The sequence below is a fragment of the Gammaproteobacteria bacterium genome, from assembly GCA_019748175.1.
Classification (GTDB): Bacteria; Pseudomonadota; Gammaproteobacteria; order JAIEPX01; family JAIEPX01; genus JAIEPX01.
This window is the reverse complement of sequence record JAIEPX010000014.1, coordinates 42916-59887: the sequence shown is the minus strand read 5'-3', so window position 1 is coordinate 59887 and position 16972 is coordinate 42916. Positions and strand designations below refer to the sequence as shown.

Annotated in this window: 17 protein-coding genes; 7 read left to right on the top strand and 10 right to left on the bottom strand. The window is 41.2% G+C overall.

Annotated elements, in window-relative coordinates:
- Positions 1 to 6: 6 nt before the first annotated feature.
- From mraY to K2X50_07420, 10 genes are all read right to left on the bottom strand, one after another.
- Positions 7 to 1089, bottom strand: a complete 1083-nt coding sequence (mraY, locus tag K2X50_07465; protein ID MBX9587083.1) for a phospho-N-acetylmuramoyl-pentapeptide-transferase — start codon at positions 1087 to 1089, stop codon at positions 7 to 9.
- A 4-nt stretch (positions 1090 to 1093) separates the two neighbouring features.
- Positions 1094 to 2443: a UDP-N-acetylmuramoyl-tripeptide--D-alanyl-D-alanine ligase gene (locus tag K2X50_07460; protein MBX9587082.1), complete on the bottom strand. Its 1350-nt coding sequence runs from the start codon at positions 2441 to 2443 to the stop codon at positions 1094 to 1096.
- A gap of 7 nt (positions 2444 to 2450) precedes the next feature.
- The gene (locus tag K2X50_07455) at positions 2451 to 3917 is read right to left on the bottom strand and encodes a UDP-N-acetylmuramoyl-L-alanyl-D-glutamate--2,6-diaminopimelate ligase (GenBank protein MBX9587081.1); all 1467 of its coding nucleotides are present in this window, start codon (positions 3915 to 3917) and stop codon (positions 2451 to 2453) included.
- Positions 3918 to 3944: 27 nt separating this feature from the next.
- Positions 3945 to 5645, bottom strand: a complete 1701-nt coding sequence (locus K2X50_07450; protein MBX9587080.1) for a penicillin-binding protein 2 — start codon at positions 5643 to 5645, stop codon at positions 3945 to 3947.
- A gap of 19 nt (positions 5646 to 5664) precedes the next feature.
- Positions 5665 to 6006, bottom strand: a complete 342-nt coding sequence (gene ftsL / locus K2X50_07445) for a cell division protein FtsL (protein MBX9587079.1) — start codon at positions 6004 to 6006, stop codon at positions 5665 to 5667.
- Between the two features lie 94 nt (positions 6007 to 6100).
- A complete protein-coding gene (rsmH, locus tag K2X50_07440) occupies positions 6101 to 7027 on the bottom strand; it encodes a 16S rRNA (cytosine(1402)-N(4))-methyltransferase RsmH (protein ID MBX9587078.1) in 927 nt (308 codons plus the stop codon).
- Between the two features lie 10 nt (positions 7028 to 7037).
- On the bottom strand, positions 7038 to 7490 hold the full coding sequence (gene mraZ / locus K2X50_07435; GenBank protein MBX9587077.1) for a division/cell wall cluster transcriptional repressor MraZ: 453 nt from the start codon (positions 7488 to 7490) through the stop codon (positions 7038 to 7040).
- 346 nt (positions 7491 to 7836) lie between these two features.
- Complete coding sequence (locus tag K2X50_07430; protein MBX9587076.1) at positions 7837 to 10188, bottom strand: hypothetical protein; 2352 nt, start codon at positions 10186 to 10188, stop codon at positions 7837 to 7839.
- Positions 10189 to 10271: 83 nt separating this feature from the next.
- Positions 10272 to 11579, bottom strand: coding sequence for a hypothetical protein (locus K2X50_07425; GenBank protein MBX9587075.1), 1308 nt, complete (start codon positions 11577 to 11579; stop codon positions 10272 to 10274).
- Between the two features lie 170 nt (positions 11580 to 11749).
- A complete protein-coding gene (locus K2X50_07420; protein MBX9587074.1) occupies positions 11750 to 12427 on the bottom strand; it encodes a hypothetical protein in 678 nt (225 codons plus the stop codon).
- Positions 12428 to 12640: 213 nt separating this feature from the next.
- Between K2X50_07420 and K2X50_07415 the strand changes: the two genes are divergently transcribed.
- From K2X50_07415 to K2X50_07385, 7 genes are all read left to right on the top strand, one after another.
- Positions 12641 to 13021 carry a YraN family protein gene (locus K2X50_07415; protein MBX9587073.1) on the top strand — a complete coding sequence of 127 codons (381 nt, stop codon included), beginning with the start codon at positions 12641 to 12643 and terminating at the stop codon, positions 13019 to 13021.
- A gap of 271 nt (positions 13022 to 13292) precedes the next feature.
- On the top strand, positions 13293 to 13904 hold the full coding sequence (locus tag K2X50_07410; protein MBX9587072.1) for a phosphoheptose isomerase: 612 nt from the start codon (positions 13293 to 13295) through the stop codon (positions 13902 to 13904).
- A gap of 2 nt (positions 13905 to 13906) precedes the next feature.
- Positions 13907 to 14494, top strand: a complete 588-nt coding sequence (locus K2X50_07405; protein ID MBX9587071.1) for a BON domain-containing protein — start codon at positions 13907 to 13909, stop codon at positions 14492 to 14494.
- An 87-nt stretch (positions 14495 to 14581) separates the two neighbouring features.
- Positions 14582 to 15241: a site-2 protease family protein gene (locus K2X50_07400; protein MBX9587070.1), complete on the top strand. Its 660-nt coding sequence runs from the start codon at positions 14582 to 14584 to the stop codon at positions 15239 to 15241.
- A 27-nt stretch (positions 15242 to 15268) separates the two neighbouring features.
- Positions 15269 to 15844 carry a YceI family protein gene (locus K2X50_07395; protein MBX9587069.1) on the top strand — a complete coding sequence of 192 codons (576 nt, stop codon included), beginning with the start codon at positions 15269 to 15271 and terminating at the stop codon, positions 15842 to 15844.
- 12 nt (positions 15845 to 15856) lie between these two features.
- Entirely contained in the window at positions 15857 to 16396 is a 540-nt protein-coding gene (locus K2X50_07390; protein ID MBX9587068.1) for a cytochrome b, read from the top strand.
- Positions 16393 to 16968, top strand: coding sequence for a YceI family protein (locus K2X50_07385; GenBank protein MBX9587067.1), 576 nt, complete (start codon positions 16393 to 16395; stop codon positions 16966 to 16968). The genes K2X50_07390 and K2X50_07385 overlap by 4 nt, the downstream gene beginning before the upstream one ends.
- The last annotated feature ends 4 nt before the right edge of the window (positions 16969 to 16972 follow it).

The window sequence follows — 16972 nt, the reverse complement described above, 5'->3', positions numbered from 1 at the left end:
AGGATGTTACCTAATCTTGAGCGAAGCTAATCCTAATAACACTAACACAAAACTAATAATCCAAAATCGAACAATCACACGAGGTTCAGGCCATCCAATCAACTCAAAATGATGATGAAGCGGTGCCATCCTAAAAATTCGTTTACCCGTGAGCTTAAACGAAGCCACCTGTAGAATCACTGAAACGGTTTCCATCACAAAAACACCGCCCATGATCATCAACACTAATTCTTGTCTGACAACAACGGCCACGATCCCCAATGCCGCACCTAAACCTAAAGCACCCACATCGCCCATAAAAACTTGCGCAGGATACGTGTTGAACCATAAAAAACCTAAACCAGCACCAACAATCGCCGAACAAAATACGGCAACCTCACCCACACCGGAAAGATAAGGAATCGTCAAATAAGGAGCAAATTGCGCGTGACCAGAAAGATACGCAAATACGCCCAATGCACCTGCGACCATCACAGTTGGTAAAATAGCTAAACCATCAAGACCATCCGTCAAATTAACAGCATTACTACAACCCACAACAACGCAATACGAAAAAATAATGTACAAAAAACCCAGTGGCAACATGACATTTTTTAAAAAGGGAATAACAAGAGAAGTTTCTACAGGCACTGTAGCAGTAACATATAAAAATATCACTGCCGATAAAGTAATTAAAGATTCCCAAAACAATCGTTTTCTCGCAGAAAGCCCTTTACTATTTTTATAAATTAGCTTTTGGTAATCATCTATCCAACCGATCACACCAAAACCCAAAGTCACTAGCGTCACCAACCAAACGTACGCGTTCGTTAAATCACCCCACAGTAAAATGCTGATCGCTATGGCAACTAAAATTAAAGCGCCACCCATGGTAGGTGTTCCTGCTTTTTTTAAATGCGTTTGAGGACCATCATCACGAACAGATTGGCCTACTTGATAATAGGTTAATTTTCGGATCATCACGGGACCAACGACCAAAGAAATAATCAGTGCGGTTAAACTACTTAAAATTGAACGCAATGTTAAATAGTGGAACACTTGAAAAGGATGATAATATTTTTCCAAAAATTGGGCTAAAAAATATAACATGAAATTATCCTTGCTGATTCAAAAGAGCGGCTACAACATTTTCCATTCGCATAGAACGCGAACCTTTCACTAGCATCACCTTCTTCTCATTCAATATAGGCTTCAACACCGTCACCAGTTCTTGAATATCCGTAAAATGTTGGGCTGAAGACCCATATGCGGCAGAAGCATACGCTGATAATTTTCCGTAAGTGAAAAATTGATTAATACCCGCTTCTTGAACCCACGTTCCAACATCACGGTGTATTTTTTCTGATTCTGGTCCCAACTCCCCCATATCACCCATGACTAAAGCCGTTGGCATTCCAGTTTGCTGCAGTACTTTTAATGCAGCTTTAAATGCCAGTGGATTTGCATTATATGTATCATCAATTAAAACAGCCCCATTAGATAATTCATGACGAATCATTCGTTTTGACACAGGGGACATATGCTCCAAACCTTTCTTAATATCTTCGAGCTTCACGTCACACGCAATAGCACACGCACAAGCAGTCAGCGCATTATTAATATTATGCTCACCGATCACTGGCAATTCAATTCGAATTTCACCTGCTGTTGTGACTAACGTAAATTCCGGACAACCTTGTGCATTCAAAATAACATCTTTTGCACTCACTTCCGCATTCATTTGCTGCCCAAAGCGAATCACTCGTTTACCCGCCAATTGTTGCTGCCATAATTTAGAGAGCGGATCATCATGATTCACAACAGCAATACTGTTTTTATTCGAATCTGAAAAAATTTCTCCTTTTGCCGCCGCAATATTTTCTATCGTACCAAATCCTTCTAAATGCACAGGCGCAATTATTGTGACTGCCGCCACATCCGGCTGAGCAATTTTTACAAGCCCCGCTATTTCTCCAGGGTGATTAGCACCCAACTCAAGAACCACTGTTTTATAAGACTCATCTAACTGTAATATCGTTAACGGTAATCCGATATTATTATTAAAACTGCTGACAGGGCTTAATGTTTTACCTAAACCAGAAAAAATACTGGCCAACATTGCTTTTGTCGTTGTTTTCCCACAACTACCTGTCACAGCAATTACTGGAATATGAAATTGTTCACGATGCCAACGTGCTAATTCACCAAAGGCCTGAATTGTATCAGACACAATAATTTGTGGTATTTTCACATCAGCTTTCGTGCTCACTAAAATAGCCGCTGCTCCGTTCATCTCTGCGTCATGTGTAAAATTGTGCCCATCAAAATTCTCACCTTTGATCGCTACAAATAGCTCACCCGATTTTATTGTACGTGAATCAATACTCACACCTTTATAGTTAACCGTGTGATCACCTATTAATTCAGCCGATAAAATTTCGGCACATTTTTTTACAGTAGTCATAAATTCCTCAATCACGTAAGCGCTTTTCAGCTGTTAAATGCTGAACCCGTTCAATATCACTAAAAGGCAATTTCTCATCACCCATAATTTGGTATGCTTCATGCCCTTTTCCAGCGATTAATACCACATCTCCTGGCTCAGCACAATCAATCGCATGAGCGATTGCAGCTCCGCGATCAAGCTCTACTTCTACTGCCCAAGGACATAATAATCCTGATTTAATTTCATCAATAATCGTTTGCGGAGATTCCGAGCGAGGATTGTCATTTGTTAAAATAAGTTGATCACTATAACGCTCTGCAACTTGACCCATTAGAGGTCGCTTTCCTCGATCACGATCGCCACCACAACCAAATACACACCACAATTTTCCTTCGGCATGTGGTTTTAATGCCAGCAACGCTTGCTGCAAAGCATCAGGTGTATGCGCATAATCCACAACAACAAGTGCTTGTTTATCACCACCATACGCTTGCATACGACCCGTCACGGTTTGCACTTGGTTTATTCCTTCTAAAGCTTCCTCTAATGAAATACCCATCACAATTAATACACCTAACACTGCTAAGACATTACTGATATTAAATTGACCCAACAATTGACTGCGTAATTCACCACCACCCCAAGGTGACTCAATTTTTGCACGGAAACCTTTATAATTTTGACGAATATTGCTCGCGATAATCATCGAGCAATCAACATCAGTATGATTTTGCAATCCGTATCCCACAACATTTAATTGCCCACTCAAGCTTTGAACAATTTCTTTTCCAAAGGGATCATCACAATTAATAATTGCATTTTTCAAATTAGGCATACTGAATAAACGCCTTTTTTGAGCTTTATAATGTTCCATAGTACCGTGATAATCTAAATGATCGCGCGTTAAATTCGTAAAGACTGCCGTTTCAAATGAAACTCCACTCACGCGCTCTTGATGCAGGCCATGTGATGAAACCTCCATGGCAATAGAATCTGCACCTTGTTTTTTTAATTCAGCTAAAATTCGTTGCACATTCACCGCATCAGGGGTAGTGTGAGTACTAGAGATTAATTCAGGCAAAAAACCATAACCGAGTGTTCCGATGATTCCACATCGCCGACCACATTCACGCAAACTTTGAGAAATAAAATGAGTAATAGAGGACTTACCATTAGTACCCGTGACACCAACAACTGACATTTGTGAAGAAGGATTTCCGTAAAATCGGCCTGCAATTTCGCTTAAATAATGCCGCAACTCGGGAACAACAATCACTCGATCATTTTTTTCAATTTCACGCTCAGCTAGAACAGCCACCACACCTTTTGCTAGTGCATCTTGAATAAAATTATGACCATCAAATTCTTCGCCTGACAAAGCAACAAACACATCTTTATTAGTGACTTGGCGTGAATCTAACACCAAGCGATCAAACTCTGCTGAAAAAGAAGGCGTCACAATACCTGATAAACAATACGCTAAATCAGCCATTTTTTTTCTCTCATCTTTTACTCTTTACTACGTTTTTGCTGGCGCTAAAGCTGAAGCTGGTTGCTGTTCAACAGTTGCAGGAGGCAAATTATCAGGTGGTACCGCTAAAATGCGTAACGCGCCCGCCATAACCTTTGCAAAAACAGGAGCCGCAACAACTCCGCCAAAATGTTCTGACTGTGGCTCAGTCACAACCACAATACACGCTAATCGCGGTTTATCCAAGGGGGCGAGGCCCGCAAAAGAAGACGAATAACGAGAATGATCGTATCCGTGCTTACCAGCAATATAGGCCGTTCCCGTTTTACCGCCAACATGATACCCAGCAACATTTGCTCGTGTACCAGTACCCTCTTTCTCGGTTACAAGACCCAGCATTTTTACAACTTCTTGCACAATCTTCTCTGGCAAAATTCGTTCCCCCGGCGGAACACGTTCATTTTTCACTAACGAAATGGGTCGCTTTATTCCACCCGCTGCCAACGCAGTATAACCTTGCGCTAATTGCAACGGTGTGACTGTCATGGCATAGCCCATCGCTAAAGTTGCTGTTTCAATCGGTCGCCATCGTTGACGCGTTGATAAAGTTCCTGATACTTCGCCTGGAAATCCACTGCTCGTTTTTTCTCCAAATCCAAGATGAAAAAGTGTTTGAGATATTTTTTGTGCCCCGACAACCGCCGCCATTTTACTCATCGCAACATTACTGGAATGTTGTACAGCTTGACTCACTGTAATTACGCCGTAATTATGCACATCGCTAATCGTATTGCCATCGATAGTAATTCGCCCTGGATTGGTATCTATAATGGTGTCTGGTTTAAATTTTCCTGACTGCAAAAATGTCGCCGCACTAAACGCTTTCATTGTTGAACCTGGTTCAAAAACATCGGTTACTGCACGATTTCGATATCGCCCATCTCGCGGACCCGTAATTGAATTTGGATTATACGAAGGAACGTTGGCCATTGCTAAAATTTCGCCATTATTTACATCAACAACAATCACAGTACCGGCTTTTGCATGATATTGCTCAACTATCTCTCCAATTGCTCGATACGCAATAAATTGAATTCTATTATCGATCGACAAAGCTAAATCGTGACCTTCTCGCGGTTGTCGAATGGTATTTAATTCTGCTACCACTTGACCCAATCGATCTTTAATCACTTCTTTTTTCCCAGGCACTCCACGCAACCATTCATCAAATTCTAACTCGATTCCCTCCTGGCCCGCATCATCCACATTGGTATTTCCGAGCAGATGCGCCATCACATCGCCTTCAGGATAAAATCGCTTAAATGTTTTTTCCGTGTAAATCCCGGGAATACCTAGATTTTTAATTGCTTCTGCCTGACCAGGCGGCAAACTTCGGTTTAAATAGACAAATGTTTTCTTTTTGGACTGAAATAATCGATGACGTAATTTTGTAGGGGTCCATCCTAACAATTTTGCGAATTGATCAAATTCAGGATGATCCAGTGGAATTAATTTTGGATTGACCCATACTGCATTCACTTGTGCACTGACTGCAAGAGGCTTCCCATTACGATCAGTAATCATTCCTCGATGAGCCGGAACACTCACAATACGATGCATACGAGCATCGCCTTGTTTTAATAAGAAATCGTGCTTGATGATACTCAGATCAGCCATTCGCAAAACGAGACAAACGCCTGCAATTACCAACAGACCTATAACAGCATAAAATCGTCCAACATAATTCATTACTTCTATTTCACGATATTCAGCGAGAAACCCTGACGATTTCTACTTGTCTACCCACAGGTGATGCCATTAAGAATTTTTGATGCGCAATTTGTTCAACGCGCACTTGCCTAGACAGCGTGCCTTGTTCGAGTAATAATTTACTCCAATTTTCATAATGCGTGTTGCTAACATCGTGTCGCGCTTGCAAGTCTGTTGTTAATTGTCGGCTAATATGTTTTGAGCTAATCGTCGCAAAAGATGTCAATAAAATAGAAGATAAAAGCAACATATTCCGCAGCACTGGCCTAGAAGCCAAAGGCATATAAGGCACTGCCCATTGCCATCGAATCACATTAATTGCACGTGTTGCTGTAGTCATTTTTTAATCCTCCTTTTCATTTAGTGTTCAACAAAAAACACCCTGCTCTACTTACAGAAATTTTTCGCTATTGCAAAAAACCTCTTCCCTCTATTCATATTTTTTCAGCGACTCTCATCACTGCACTGCGCGCACGCGGGTTGTATCGACATTCTTCTTCACCCGCTCTCACAGCTTTACCTACTAAACGCAATTGCGGATGTAATTGATCCGCAGTCACTGGCAAATCTGGAGGATAATCATCCCCTCGAGCTGCCTTGCGCATAAAATTCTTAACAATCCTATCTTCCAATGAGTGAAAACAAATAACCGCTAATCGACCACCTGTTTTCAAAACGCTTAAACATTGCGGCAATACCGATTCCAACACCTGCAATTCCTGATTTATAAAAATCCGAACTGCTTGAAAACTACGCGTCGCCGGATGTTTAAACGGCTCCCATCTCGGATGGGCCGCAGCCACAGTATCAGCCAATTGCTGAGTTCGCGTGATCGGGTTTTGAGCTCGCGCCTTAACAATCGCCTTAGCAATTCGTCTGGCAAAACGCTCTTCCCCATACTCTCGCAATACTCTCTCTATTTCTTGCTCACGAGCTTGACTAATCCAAGAAGCGGCGTCCATGCCGTACGCTGGGTTCATTCGCATGTCCAGCGGTCCATCAACCGAAAAACTAAAACCTCGTTCTGGCGTATCGAGCTGTGGGGATGAGACCCCTATATCCAGCAAAATACCATCTACTTGACCACGCCAACCGAGCTCATCTACACATTCTTCTAATTTACCAAATGATCCGTGCCACAATTTTAATCGCGCATCGTCACCGAATATTTCTTGCCCGCATCGAATCGCTTCGGGATCTTGGTCTATGGCCAATACTCTCCCGTCCGAATTCAACGCAGCTAAAATATTTTTCGTATGCCCACCGCGACCAAAGGTCGCGTCTACATACTTTCCCGAGGCTCGAATGGCTAACGCGGCTAACGCTTCTTCTAATAAAACTGGTTTGTGCTCACCACTCACAGTGAACTCATCACAAAATTATAGACATCAGTTCTGGCGGCAGTACCCCACTGGCATCGGACGCTAACCAGCGATCCCTAGATTCATGCCAAACTGACTCACTCCATAATTCAAACTTATTCGCTAAACCGATTAAGGTTACTTTCTTATCAAGCTGAGCATACTCTCTCAGCTCACCGGGCAGTAAAATTCGCCCATTCGCATCAATCTCAACTTCTGTGGCATGCCCGATCAACAAACGCTGAACCCGTCTTACTGCGGCATTGAGCGCCGGTAGAGCCTGTACGCGTCGTTCTATTTCTTCCCAAACGGGCAGTGGATACATCAAAAGACAGGGATCTTCAGTATCAATGGTCACAACCAGATGCCCTTGCGCTACCGTCTCTATACTGTGACGATAACGAGCCGGAACGGCTAACCGCCCCTTCGCATCCAAATTAATCGCATTAATACCCCTAAACACCCACTTTATCCCCACAGTTCACCACCAAGCCCCACATTATTACACCACTCTCCCACTAAATGGAAGCCCCTACCCACAAAATTTATTGAGATGACACAGGATGCCCCACGCTTTCATGTCTGACGTTAACCTCTTCCGCTCAATGGGCCATCCATGGCCCATCCCGCTATCATCCTGATACCTATTCGCTCCAGAGGTTAACGTCAGACATGAAAGTGTGGGTTTGCCACTTCATTATTGCGTGACAATCCAGTAAAAAAATGAGATCTAAAGGATTAATTTGTTTTTTTGCTGATGAGCCACGGCCGTCTTGGAAAAGCATAGGGGTCTACCCCTATGCTTCACTTCACTTTCCTCTAGAATTACGAGGACTTCTTGAACCCCTCTCCTCTGAAGCAGGCGGTCTATTGACATCACCACCTGTAGACTCGCGCGACTTTCTATGAGGGACTTTAACTTTAAATTTTTCTAGTAATCTCTCAGCAATAGACTGTTTAGCATTTTCATCTTGCACTGTATTTTTTCTAAAAATATTCATGACGGCCCGCACTTTTGGATTTGGCTTTTTAACATTAAGCACGTCCAATGTCGACTCCATCGCCTTTTTTTGACTCTCTAATTTCTCTTTGAATTTCTCGTTGATATGAGGCCCAATTATTTCGATCGTTTTTTGTAATTTCTCATAGTCACTCATCAAACTTTTTCTATCATAATCACTTTTTGGATTTATTTTCTTAGACAAACTCTGTAGTGATGATAATTTCTTGTCAATGACACCCCGATCCTTCATATATTCATCAAGAATACTGCTCAACCTCTCTTTGACCTCAGCATGGTCCATGTGTGATAAATTTTCTCGCACTTCTTCTTCCGGATTTGAATATTTTTCACCGTAAAGCGCAATCAAAACATCACGTTCATTTTTTTCGGTCGCACCACTTTCCCGCTTTTGCTCTACATCAACAGCTTCTTTCTCTGCAACAGCTGATGGCACCACTAATACTTTATGTAAATTTTCAATTTTTTCCAAATAGGAATTAATAGGATCTTCGTGTGGATCATTCATAACCATGTGAATTTCTTCGAGTGCCGACATTTTAGGGTGAAGATGCATAGATTTTGACCAAGTCAAAGGAGCATTGAATTCTGAAAGACGATGCAAATCAATTTTCCCGATATCATCCAATTGTGCCAACGCTTTTTTTAAATCTTTTTGATTTCTGCGATAATCAACAGACCTTTCATCTTCCTTAATGGGCGTATCCAATTTTTTTTGGATCATAGATCTAATTTCTAAAAGTCTTTTCCTTAATACTATCAAAGAACGCACACTCTCTTTAAGGCCCCTTAATTCAACTAATTTTTCATCAGCCGTTTCGGGCTTTCCTGTTTGAGGATCACCAGAAGCAATTCGTCCCAGACTGAGCTGGATGAATGTTTTATCTAGAGGATTTAACTCTGCAGAAAAATCTGTTATCTCTTCAGTTAATTTCTCAATCTGATTTTGTTTATCTTCTCTATCTGATGCAACACTAGATGCCACTTTTAATTCAAAAGCTCCTGTTAGCGTATCAAAATCAAGCCCCCCCTCACTATCTAGATTTTTTTCAGCTGACTCCGCTTTTTTTGAGATCCTTCGTTGCTCCGCCTCCTGTAATTTTTCTCCTCCACCTTCCTTTTTTTGTTTCATCCGTTCTCTAGCCTTAGCCAAAGCTGACCAAGCCCTTTCTCGAGACTCTTTGGATTTCTCCAGCAGCTCATTAGCATCCCGAATGACATCCGCAGGTGGTCTTTCAGCTGGCTCTGCTTTTCTAGCGACATCCTCACGCTTTGAATCTTCTTTACCTATAAATTTTTTTACAACTCCCAATTCCCTCTGAGCTATCCTTCCTTCTCTCATCTTTTTAATTATCCTTTCTTTTAATGGCTTAAATTGCTCACGAGACTTTTTGGACTTTGCCAAAAGTCCCGCATCTTCTTGAGATAGCCCTGTTTTCGCAGCATCTGCTTCATCCTCAGCTTCTTGTTTTTTAGGAATTCCAACATCCGATCGCTCTGCTGACGAAACATGAGGATCTGACCCCATAGGCGTTTCGTATTCTCTTGATGCTTCCCCGGTCGCTTCATCAAAATTATCCGGCTCTGCGAATACCTGGAATTTTTCAGCGTCTTCCACTTGGCTTTCATCATCTCCTCCGCGCGAGAATCCCTCATATTTTTTCTGTTCTACTTCACTCTCAAAAAATGCTTGAACGTATTTAAACTTATTTATGACAGAATCAAGCAATGGGAAAATGCTTGGATCTAACGTTTGCCCTTCAATCTTTGGTTTTTTTTGAGGCGGCTCTTGTGTTGACCCTGTCACAAAGCTCCATAAATTTCGACTTGCATCAGTTAACGCAGAAGCTCCCGTTGCGACATAATCTGCTGCAACTGATAGCGCTCCTTGTGTTTCTTTATCCTTAATTTCTTCTAATCGTTTACCCATTGCGATTAGTGCAGCGCCAAGAGCATGGGGATCAAATTCTCCTGCTCTTAACATATTATTCTGATTCTGCCTATATTCTTCTAGGACACCACGCAATTCCTCGTTCAGCTTTCCATTCGGGACAATTGCCATGCGTTCATTTATTTTGTCAATAGCATCATCCACTGCTTTAAATATCTTATTTAAATAATCAACATCTCTATCTCTCATATTTACCCCCACATGCAAACCTATATTTTCATTTTAGTCCATTTACGCTCTTATCTCCTGCAAAACAGCATTAACAATGACTTTTAAGACCTAGAGGAGCCTCTATCCGAAGGGCCTCTAGATCCACGGCTCAAAACCTCAGAATCTTCGGGAAGATTTTCTTTTTTCTTACCTCTGCTCCCCATTATAGGTTTATTTTTTTCTGGTTTTTGTGGTTGGCTATTAATATTTCCACTTTCCCTCAGTTTCCCAAGTCGTTTAGACTGCGTCCAAGAGCGTGGCTGCTCTGGTTTTTCTTGCTTAAGCATTAATCGCTTAAGATTTTCCAAGCCTCCTTCCAACGTAATTAATACGGCTATTTTATAGTCAAGAGAAGTATTTTTTACCTTTTTATTATCCTGCTCAACTTCCTCAAATTTCTCTCTAAATTCAGCAATCACATTACCTTCGTTCTTTTTATCTGATTCAGATAGAATTTTTTTCATGGCTTGAAGCACACTACTAATTTTTACACCCACAAGTCTTTCATGCAATGAAACCACGTCAAAAAAGATTTCATTCTGGGCTTGTCTATTATTACTCTCTGGATTTTTTAATTGATCAAATATTTCGTCATATTTCGCCATCAATGCTCGATTTCCACTTTTTGAAATCATGGGACCATCAACACCCAGCATTGCTTTTAATAATTTTCTTTGTATTTCTAAATTCTCAATACTTCTAGGGCCATCTATCTCATCGTCACTTGTATCCTCTTCATAACTGCTTCTAGCTAATACTGCTCTTTCTTTTTTTATCTCATCAAGACCAGGGAAATTCTCCGTTTCAAGCAACTTTATCATGGTACTAATGGACTGATGCATATAATCTTCAGGTTCAGCCGTGAATTCCTCGAATGCTGAAGGTGTAACTAGAAGTGTATGATCAACGCTCGCAACGGCTTTCTCCATATTTTCTAACATACGTTTGAAATCATCGGGTCGTCGTTTTTGAAATTCTAATGCTCGACCACTTTCTTTGAAATCATTGATAAATTTTCCAAATTTCTCAAGCTGAGATTGTAGAGCATTGCGATTTTCTTCGTGATCAGCTTTCATATCGCTCATGATTGTCTCAAAAACCTCTGTCTTTGCATAAACATCACGCATAAATATATTAAACCAGCGCTCCATATGTAAATCTTTTACTGCTAGATTAATTGCTTTTCGTTGCTCTACTGGGATATCGTTTTTTGCGTTAGGTCCGTGTTCAAGAATAAAATCCCCGCACGCTTTTTCCCACGCCTTAATATCATCTAGTAATGATTCAGCACCTTCGATGGTGGGCTCCCGATCCCTCTCCACAACCTCTCGCGCCTGCCTTACAAGCTCATCTGCCCGTTCTTTAGCCACCTTACACCTCCCCAAATGAATCCTCACTGTAATTATAGCAGATGGAGAATCAACGCGTGGCAAGAATGGCCGAAAGCGGCTCAGCAAAAGCGTCTTGAGGCCTCGCTACTTCACACGCTAGACGAGAGAGGTATCGATGCCCCTTTAAATTGAGAATAGTTATAATGGCTTTAAAAAGGTGGCTGTGAGAAAGGTTTATCCGCAGGTGATTCTAAAATCATTATGGCATATTCATAAACGGGCTGAGCAGGCAAACCCAACACTTTTACACCCGCATTATAATACGCCTCAAAATCAGCGCGAACTGTGGGCGCTTGCTGAGGAGAAAGATGATTAATTATACTGTCTAATTTCGCTTTTGCCGCATCGATCGCGCGAACGTTCACTTTCGCTGCTTGTTTTTTAGGCAAATATTGAACATAAAAAAGATGACGGAATTGTTTTTGATACAGCATAACATACGCATCGGATACTTGCTTAAATGTCCCATCAGGAGTACAGAGATCTAACGCTGTTTTTGTGAATTTATTCAATGCTGTTTCAAAATCTCGAAAATTACCACTTGCGCCCATAAACGGGCCTTTACCCTGCTTGTTGAGTTGATCACGAATCTCATCTTGAGCTTGATCATAACAATTTCCATAGGCATAAATCGCTTTTGTAGTCTCAATCGTATTTTCACCGTGAATTTTTGTATATTTTTTTACAAAATCAAGTGACGATAGCTTCAATACTTCACTGCACGGCATCATATTATGCGGAAGATCGACCGGCTCATTTTCAGCCAACACCGAAAGAGCTCCGATTAAAAATATGGCAGGAACGACTAATTTAAACATTGTACGCATAAGCAAAGACTCCGTGATTAAATACTTACTAATATCTATTTAAATGAAGATAGCCCCTTAAGTCAACAGGAAGGGTCAAATCTGGACAAATATTCGTCTTTATTATTTGTATATTTGTCCAGATCTACCCCCTTCCCAACAAGATCAACATCCCAACACGAGGTTTTTGTGGAAAGAAAATGGTGTACCTTGAGTATTTTTTAGGAGCACCTCATGACACTACACAAAAATTCTCGTGACTCACGCCACAAACGTGGCCAACAAGCAGAAAATATTGCAAGAAATCTATTGATTAAAAATGGGATGACATTAATTCTAGAAAATTACTATTGCAGAATGGGTGAAATAGATTTAATTTTATTAGATCAAGATTGCCTCGTATTCGTAGAAGTACGTGCTCGAATTAACGCGAGATTTGTTTCGCCAATCGACTCTATCGATTTTTATAAACAAAGAAAAATCCTGCTCACCGCGGATTTTTTTCTGCAAAACAACCCACAGTATTCCAAAATGACATGCCGATTTGATGTGGTCGGCGTCAATTTTTCTCACGACCCACCGAGTTTTGAATGGATTAAAGGCGCATTCTGCTAAAGCCCAAATGAGTAAAAAGAGGATAGCAGAAAATTAATTATCCTGAGCCACGTAGGCGAAGAATCCGACTTTCTTGGAGAAAAATAAAGCGCAGCGAGGGGGGCCCGAGCGAGCCATTTTCGGAAAGACTGTCGGATTCTCACGCCGACTATGGAAGCTCTAAATATTAAAGTCTTTCTTGAAAAGTAGATCTAGTCAAACAGGTTCCCCTATCAAACCCCAAAGAGATTCGCTACAATGGATGTCCCTTGTTGAGAAAAAGCAGTCAGTCATGCAAGCACTAGACATTACAAGCTCCGTTGATCGAATTAAGGCACACATGCTCGAAAGTGCAGACACAAAGCGCTTGGCCGCTGAACAATTGGCGCCTGTCATCGCAGCCGCTGGTGATACCATGGTGCAGTGCTTGATTAACAACAACAAAATCCTGAGCTGTGGAAACGGTGGCTCCGCGGGCGACGCCCAACATTTTTCCTCCGAAATGCTCAATCGCTACGAGCGAGAACGCCCAAGCTTGCCCGCTATCGCGCTCACAACAGACACCTCTACACTCACCTCAATCGCCAACGACTACAGTTACGCGGAGATTTTTTCAAAGCAAATTAAAGGTCTAGGTCAACCGGGTGATATTTTATTAACCATATCAACTAGCGGCCAATCACTCAATATTCTACGCGCGATTGAAACCGCGCATGATCGACAAATGTCGGTTGTCGCCTTGACCGGAAAAGACGGTGGGGCTATTGTCGAATTATTAAAACCGAACGATATTGAAATTCGTGTTCCCTCTTTTCGGACAGCACGCATTCAAGAAGTTCACTTGTTAATTATTCACTGTTTGTGTGATATGATCGATCAATCACTTTTTGGACCGGAGAATTAATCATGAAAAAATTATTTGTTATTTTGGTTTGCTGTTTATCATTAACAGCGTGTCTTCCTGCCGCTTTTGTGGCTGGCGCAGCAGCAAGCGGCGCTGTAGTGACTGATGGTCGCGACATGAAAACACAGTTGCAAGATAAAACAATCGCTCATCGTGTCCGCACCGCATTACACCTCAACAAACATCTGGACAAAAGCACTATTATTTCAGTAAGCACATTTAATCGTGTTGTACTTCTGACAGGTCGCGCACCGAATGAAGAATTACATGAACTCGCTTCAAAAATTGCGCATTCAGTTAAGAATGTAAAACGCGTTCATAATGAAATTGTCATCGGCGACAATACTTCTTTTAAAGAAGCCGCTCAAGATACTTGGTTAACAACAAAAATCAAATCGTCTTTGCTTGCAGAACGCGGATTAAATTCAGCACAAATTAAAGTCGTAACCGACAACAGCACTGCGTATTTAATGGGATTGGTAAGTCGTGATCAAGCTGATTTAGCGACTAATGTTACTCGTCATGTACCCGGCGTTGACAAAGTCGTGAAATTATTTGAGTACACCTCTGAACGTAAACCTTTACTTTAATTAAGAAGGGGGCAGATCTTTGCTTGATAAATACTTAAAGTAAGCATGTATCAAGCTAAGATCTGACATCTTAACCTAGGCAACAGCATGGATAAACTCAGCACAGCACAATTAATTGCCGTATGGCTCATTCCCGTATTGTTTGCCATTACACTCCATGAAGTGGCTCATGGTTGGGTCGCGTCAAAATTTGGTGATTTAACTGCGAAATTATTAGGACGATTATCACTAAACCCACTTAAACATATCGACCCTATAGGCACCATCGCGCTGCCTGCATTATTAATCATTACTCACGCGGGTTTCGTTTTTGGCTGGGCAAAGCCTGTGCCCGTTAATCAGTTCAATCTGAATAATCCACGCCGAGATATGGCCATCGTTGCTGTAGCGGGCCCGCTATCAAACCTTCTCATGGCAATTATGTGGGCTGCCGGATTAAAAGCGGGGATTTACTTAGCCCAGACTCAAAGCCCCATTGGTCAGTGGCTGGTCTACTCTAGCCAAGCAGGCATAATGATTAACATTTGGTTGATGGTACTTAACTTAATACCGATTCCTCCCTTGGATGGCAGCCGTGTCATCGCTAGCTTACTCACACCAAAAGCAGCACAATTGTATGGTCGCATCGAACCTTTTGGAATCATTATACTTATCATATTAGTTTATACTAACGTATTAACAGCAGTAATAGCGGGACCCGCAGAATACGTTTTTTCTAGTATACTAGGGTTGTTCCGTATTATTTAATGTGCAGTTCAACACAAGGAGTGTGGCGTGAAAGCAAATCTATTCAAATTGGCAACGGCCTTATATTTTTGCATCTTTTTAATTTCTGCCAACGCAGCAACTGAAACATATATTTTTGACTCTAGCCACACTTGCGTATTATTTCATATCAAACATTTTGGATTTTCAAATCCCTCAGGCAAATGGATGGCAAAGGGCCAACTGATTCTCGACGAAAAAAAACTTCAAAACAGCAAAGTCAATGTCACGATAAATGTTGCAGACATCGTTACCGGTAATTCTGAATTGGACAAACATCTTAAAGGTGTAGATTTTTTTGATGTTGCAAAATTTCCAACCGCTACTTATGCCAGCACTTCCATTGAGCGCACAGGAAAAGAACGCGCTATCATTCACGGCAAATTAACACTGCATGGCATCACAAAACCTGTCACATTAACAGTAAAGCTCAACAAAAAAGGGCAGAACCCGATCAACAATAAATTAACCCTCGGATTCACTGCAAGCACCACATTACGACGCTCTGATTTTGGTATCACTACATTATTACCAGGATTAGGCAACGACGTTAAACTCGACATTGAAGCTGAAGCTGCTAAATAAGTAGAGAATTATATGCTGTTCAGAAATACTGATCATCGTTTTGGTCTCATTGCTATTCTTCTACACTGGTCGATGGCTTTATTGCTCATAGGACTTCTGGCGCTCGGATTAACTATGGTGAATTTGCCCATCAGCATTCAAAAACTTAAGTATTACGGTTGGCATAAAGAATTTGGAATTCTCGCATTGATGTTTGCGACTGCGCGATTAACGTGGCGCATGAGCAACACAACACCTTCGCTCAGTAATTTACCTCGCTGGGAACAATTTGCTGCTCGCTCCGCACATTATGCCTTTTATTTTTTCATGCTTGCTCTACCAATCACCGGATTGTTGCTTACGTGGTCAGCCAATCTTCCTGTTTCGTTTTTCGGCTTGTTTACACTGCCAACATTAATCACCCCCGATGAAAATAAACGACTTTTCTTCACCGAAATTCATGAATGGCTAGCCTACGGACTCATCGCCACATTTTTTTTACACGTTGGCGCCGCACTAAAACATTATTTTATTGATCGTGATGATATTTTACAGAGGATACTAAAACCATGAAAAATACCGCTTTTGGAAAATTATTTCTTATTTCAGGCATTATTTTGTCATCACCTGTGTGTCATGCAAACGTACAAAAATGGCAAATTGTTCCAGATAAAAGCTCGATCACATTCACCGCAACTCAAAATAATGCACCAGTAACTGGGGAATTTAAAGCTTTCTCCGGCGATATTAATTTTGATGTTGAACAATTGAGCAATAGCAATGTGACAATTATTATCGACATCGCTTCCGTAAAAACCTCTTATGCGGACATTGCTAAAACATTAATGTCTCAAGAATGGTTTGATGCGAAAACGTTTCCAAAAGCAACATTCAAAGCGAATTCGTTTAGCAAGATGGGAGAAAATAATTTTCAAGCGAATGGAACTCTGACTATTAGAGATAAATCTACTTCAGCAACACTTAAATTTGAGTTACAACCTGTATCAAAAACAACATCTATTGCTAAAGGTGAAACAACAATTCAACGTTCTACGTTTGGCATTGGAAGAGGCGAATGGGCGAGCACTGACAATGTGAAAGATGAAGTGAAAATTAATTTTACCCTAGCGGCAACGAAGCAATAAAGGG

Bases quoted from the DNA above. Each gene is read 5' to 3' on its own strand.
- mraY (MBX9587083.1), bottom strand. From the start codon at position 1,089: ATGTTATATTTTTTAGCCCAATTTTTGGAAAAATATTATCATCCTTTT.
- K2X50_07460 (MBX9587082.1), bottom strand. From the start codon at position 2,443: ATGACTACTGTAAAAAAATGTGCCGAAATTTTATCGGCTGAATTAATA.
- K2X50_07455 (MBX9587081.1), bottom strand. From the start codon at position 3,917: ATGGCTGATTTAGCGTATTGTTTATCAGGTATTGTGACGCCTTCTTTT.
- K2X50_07450 (MBX9587080.1), bottom strand. From the start codon at position 5,645: ATGAATTATGTTGGACGATTTTATGCTGTTATAGGTCTGTTGGTAATT.
- ftsL (MBX9587079.1), bottom strand. From the start codon at position 6,006: ATGACTACAGCAACACGTGCAATTAATGTGATTCGATGGCAATGGGCA.
- K2X50_07430 (MBX9587076.1), bottom strand. From the start codon at position 10,188: ATGAGAGATAGAGATGTTGATTATTTAAATAAGATATTTAAAGCAGTG.
- K2X50_07420 (MBX9587074.1), bottom strand. From the start codon at position 12,427: ATGCGTACAATGTTTAAATTAGTCGTTCCTGCCATATTTTTAATCGGA.
- K2X50_07415 (MBX9587073.1), top strand. From the start codon at position 12,641: ATGACACTACACAAAAATTCTCGTGACTCACGCCACAAACGTGGCCAA.
- K2X50_07410 (MBX9587072.1), top strand. From the start codon at position 13,293: ATGCAAGCACTAGACATTACAAGCTCCGTTGATCGAATTAAGGCACAC.
- K2X50_07405 (MBX9587071.1), top strand. From the start codon at position 13,907: ATGAAAAAATTATTTGTTATTTTGGTTTGCTGTTTATCATTAACAGCG.
- K2X50_07400 (MBX9587070.1), top strand. From the start codon at position 14,582: ATGGATAAACTCAGCACAGCACAATTAATTGCCGTATGGCTCATTCCC.
- K2X50_07390 (MBX9587068.1), top strand. From the start codon at position 15,857: ATGCTGTTCAGAAATACTGATCATCGTTTTGGTCTCATTGCTATTCTT.
- K2X50_07385 (MBX9587067.1), top strand. From the start codon at position 16,393: ATGAAAAATACCGCTTTTGGAAAATTATTTCTTATTTCAGGCATTATT.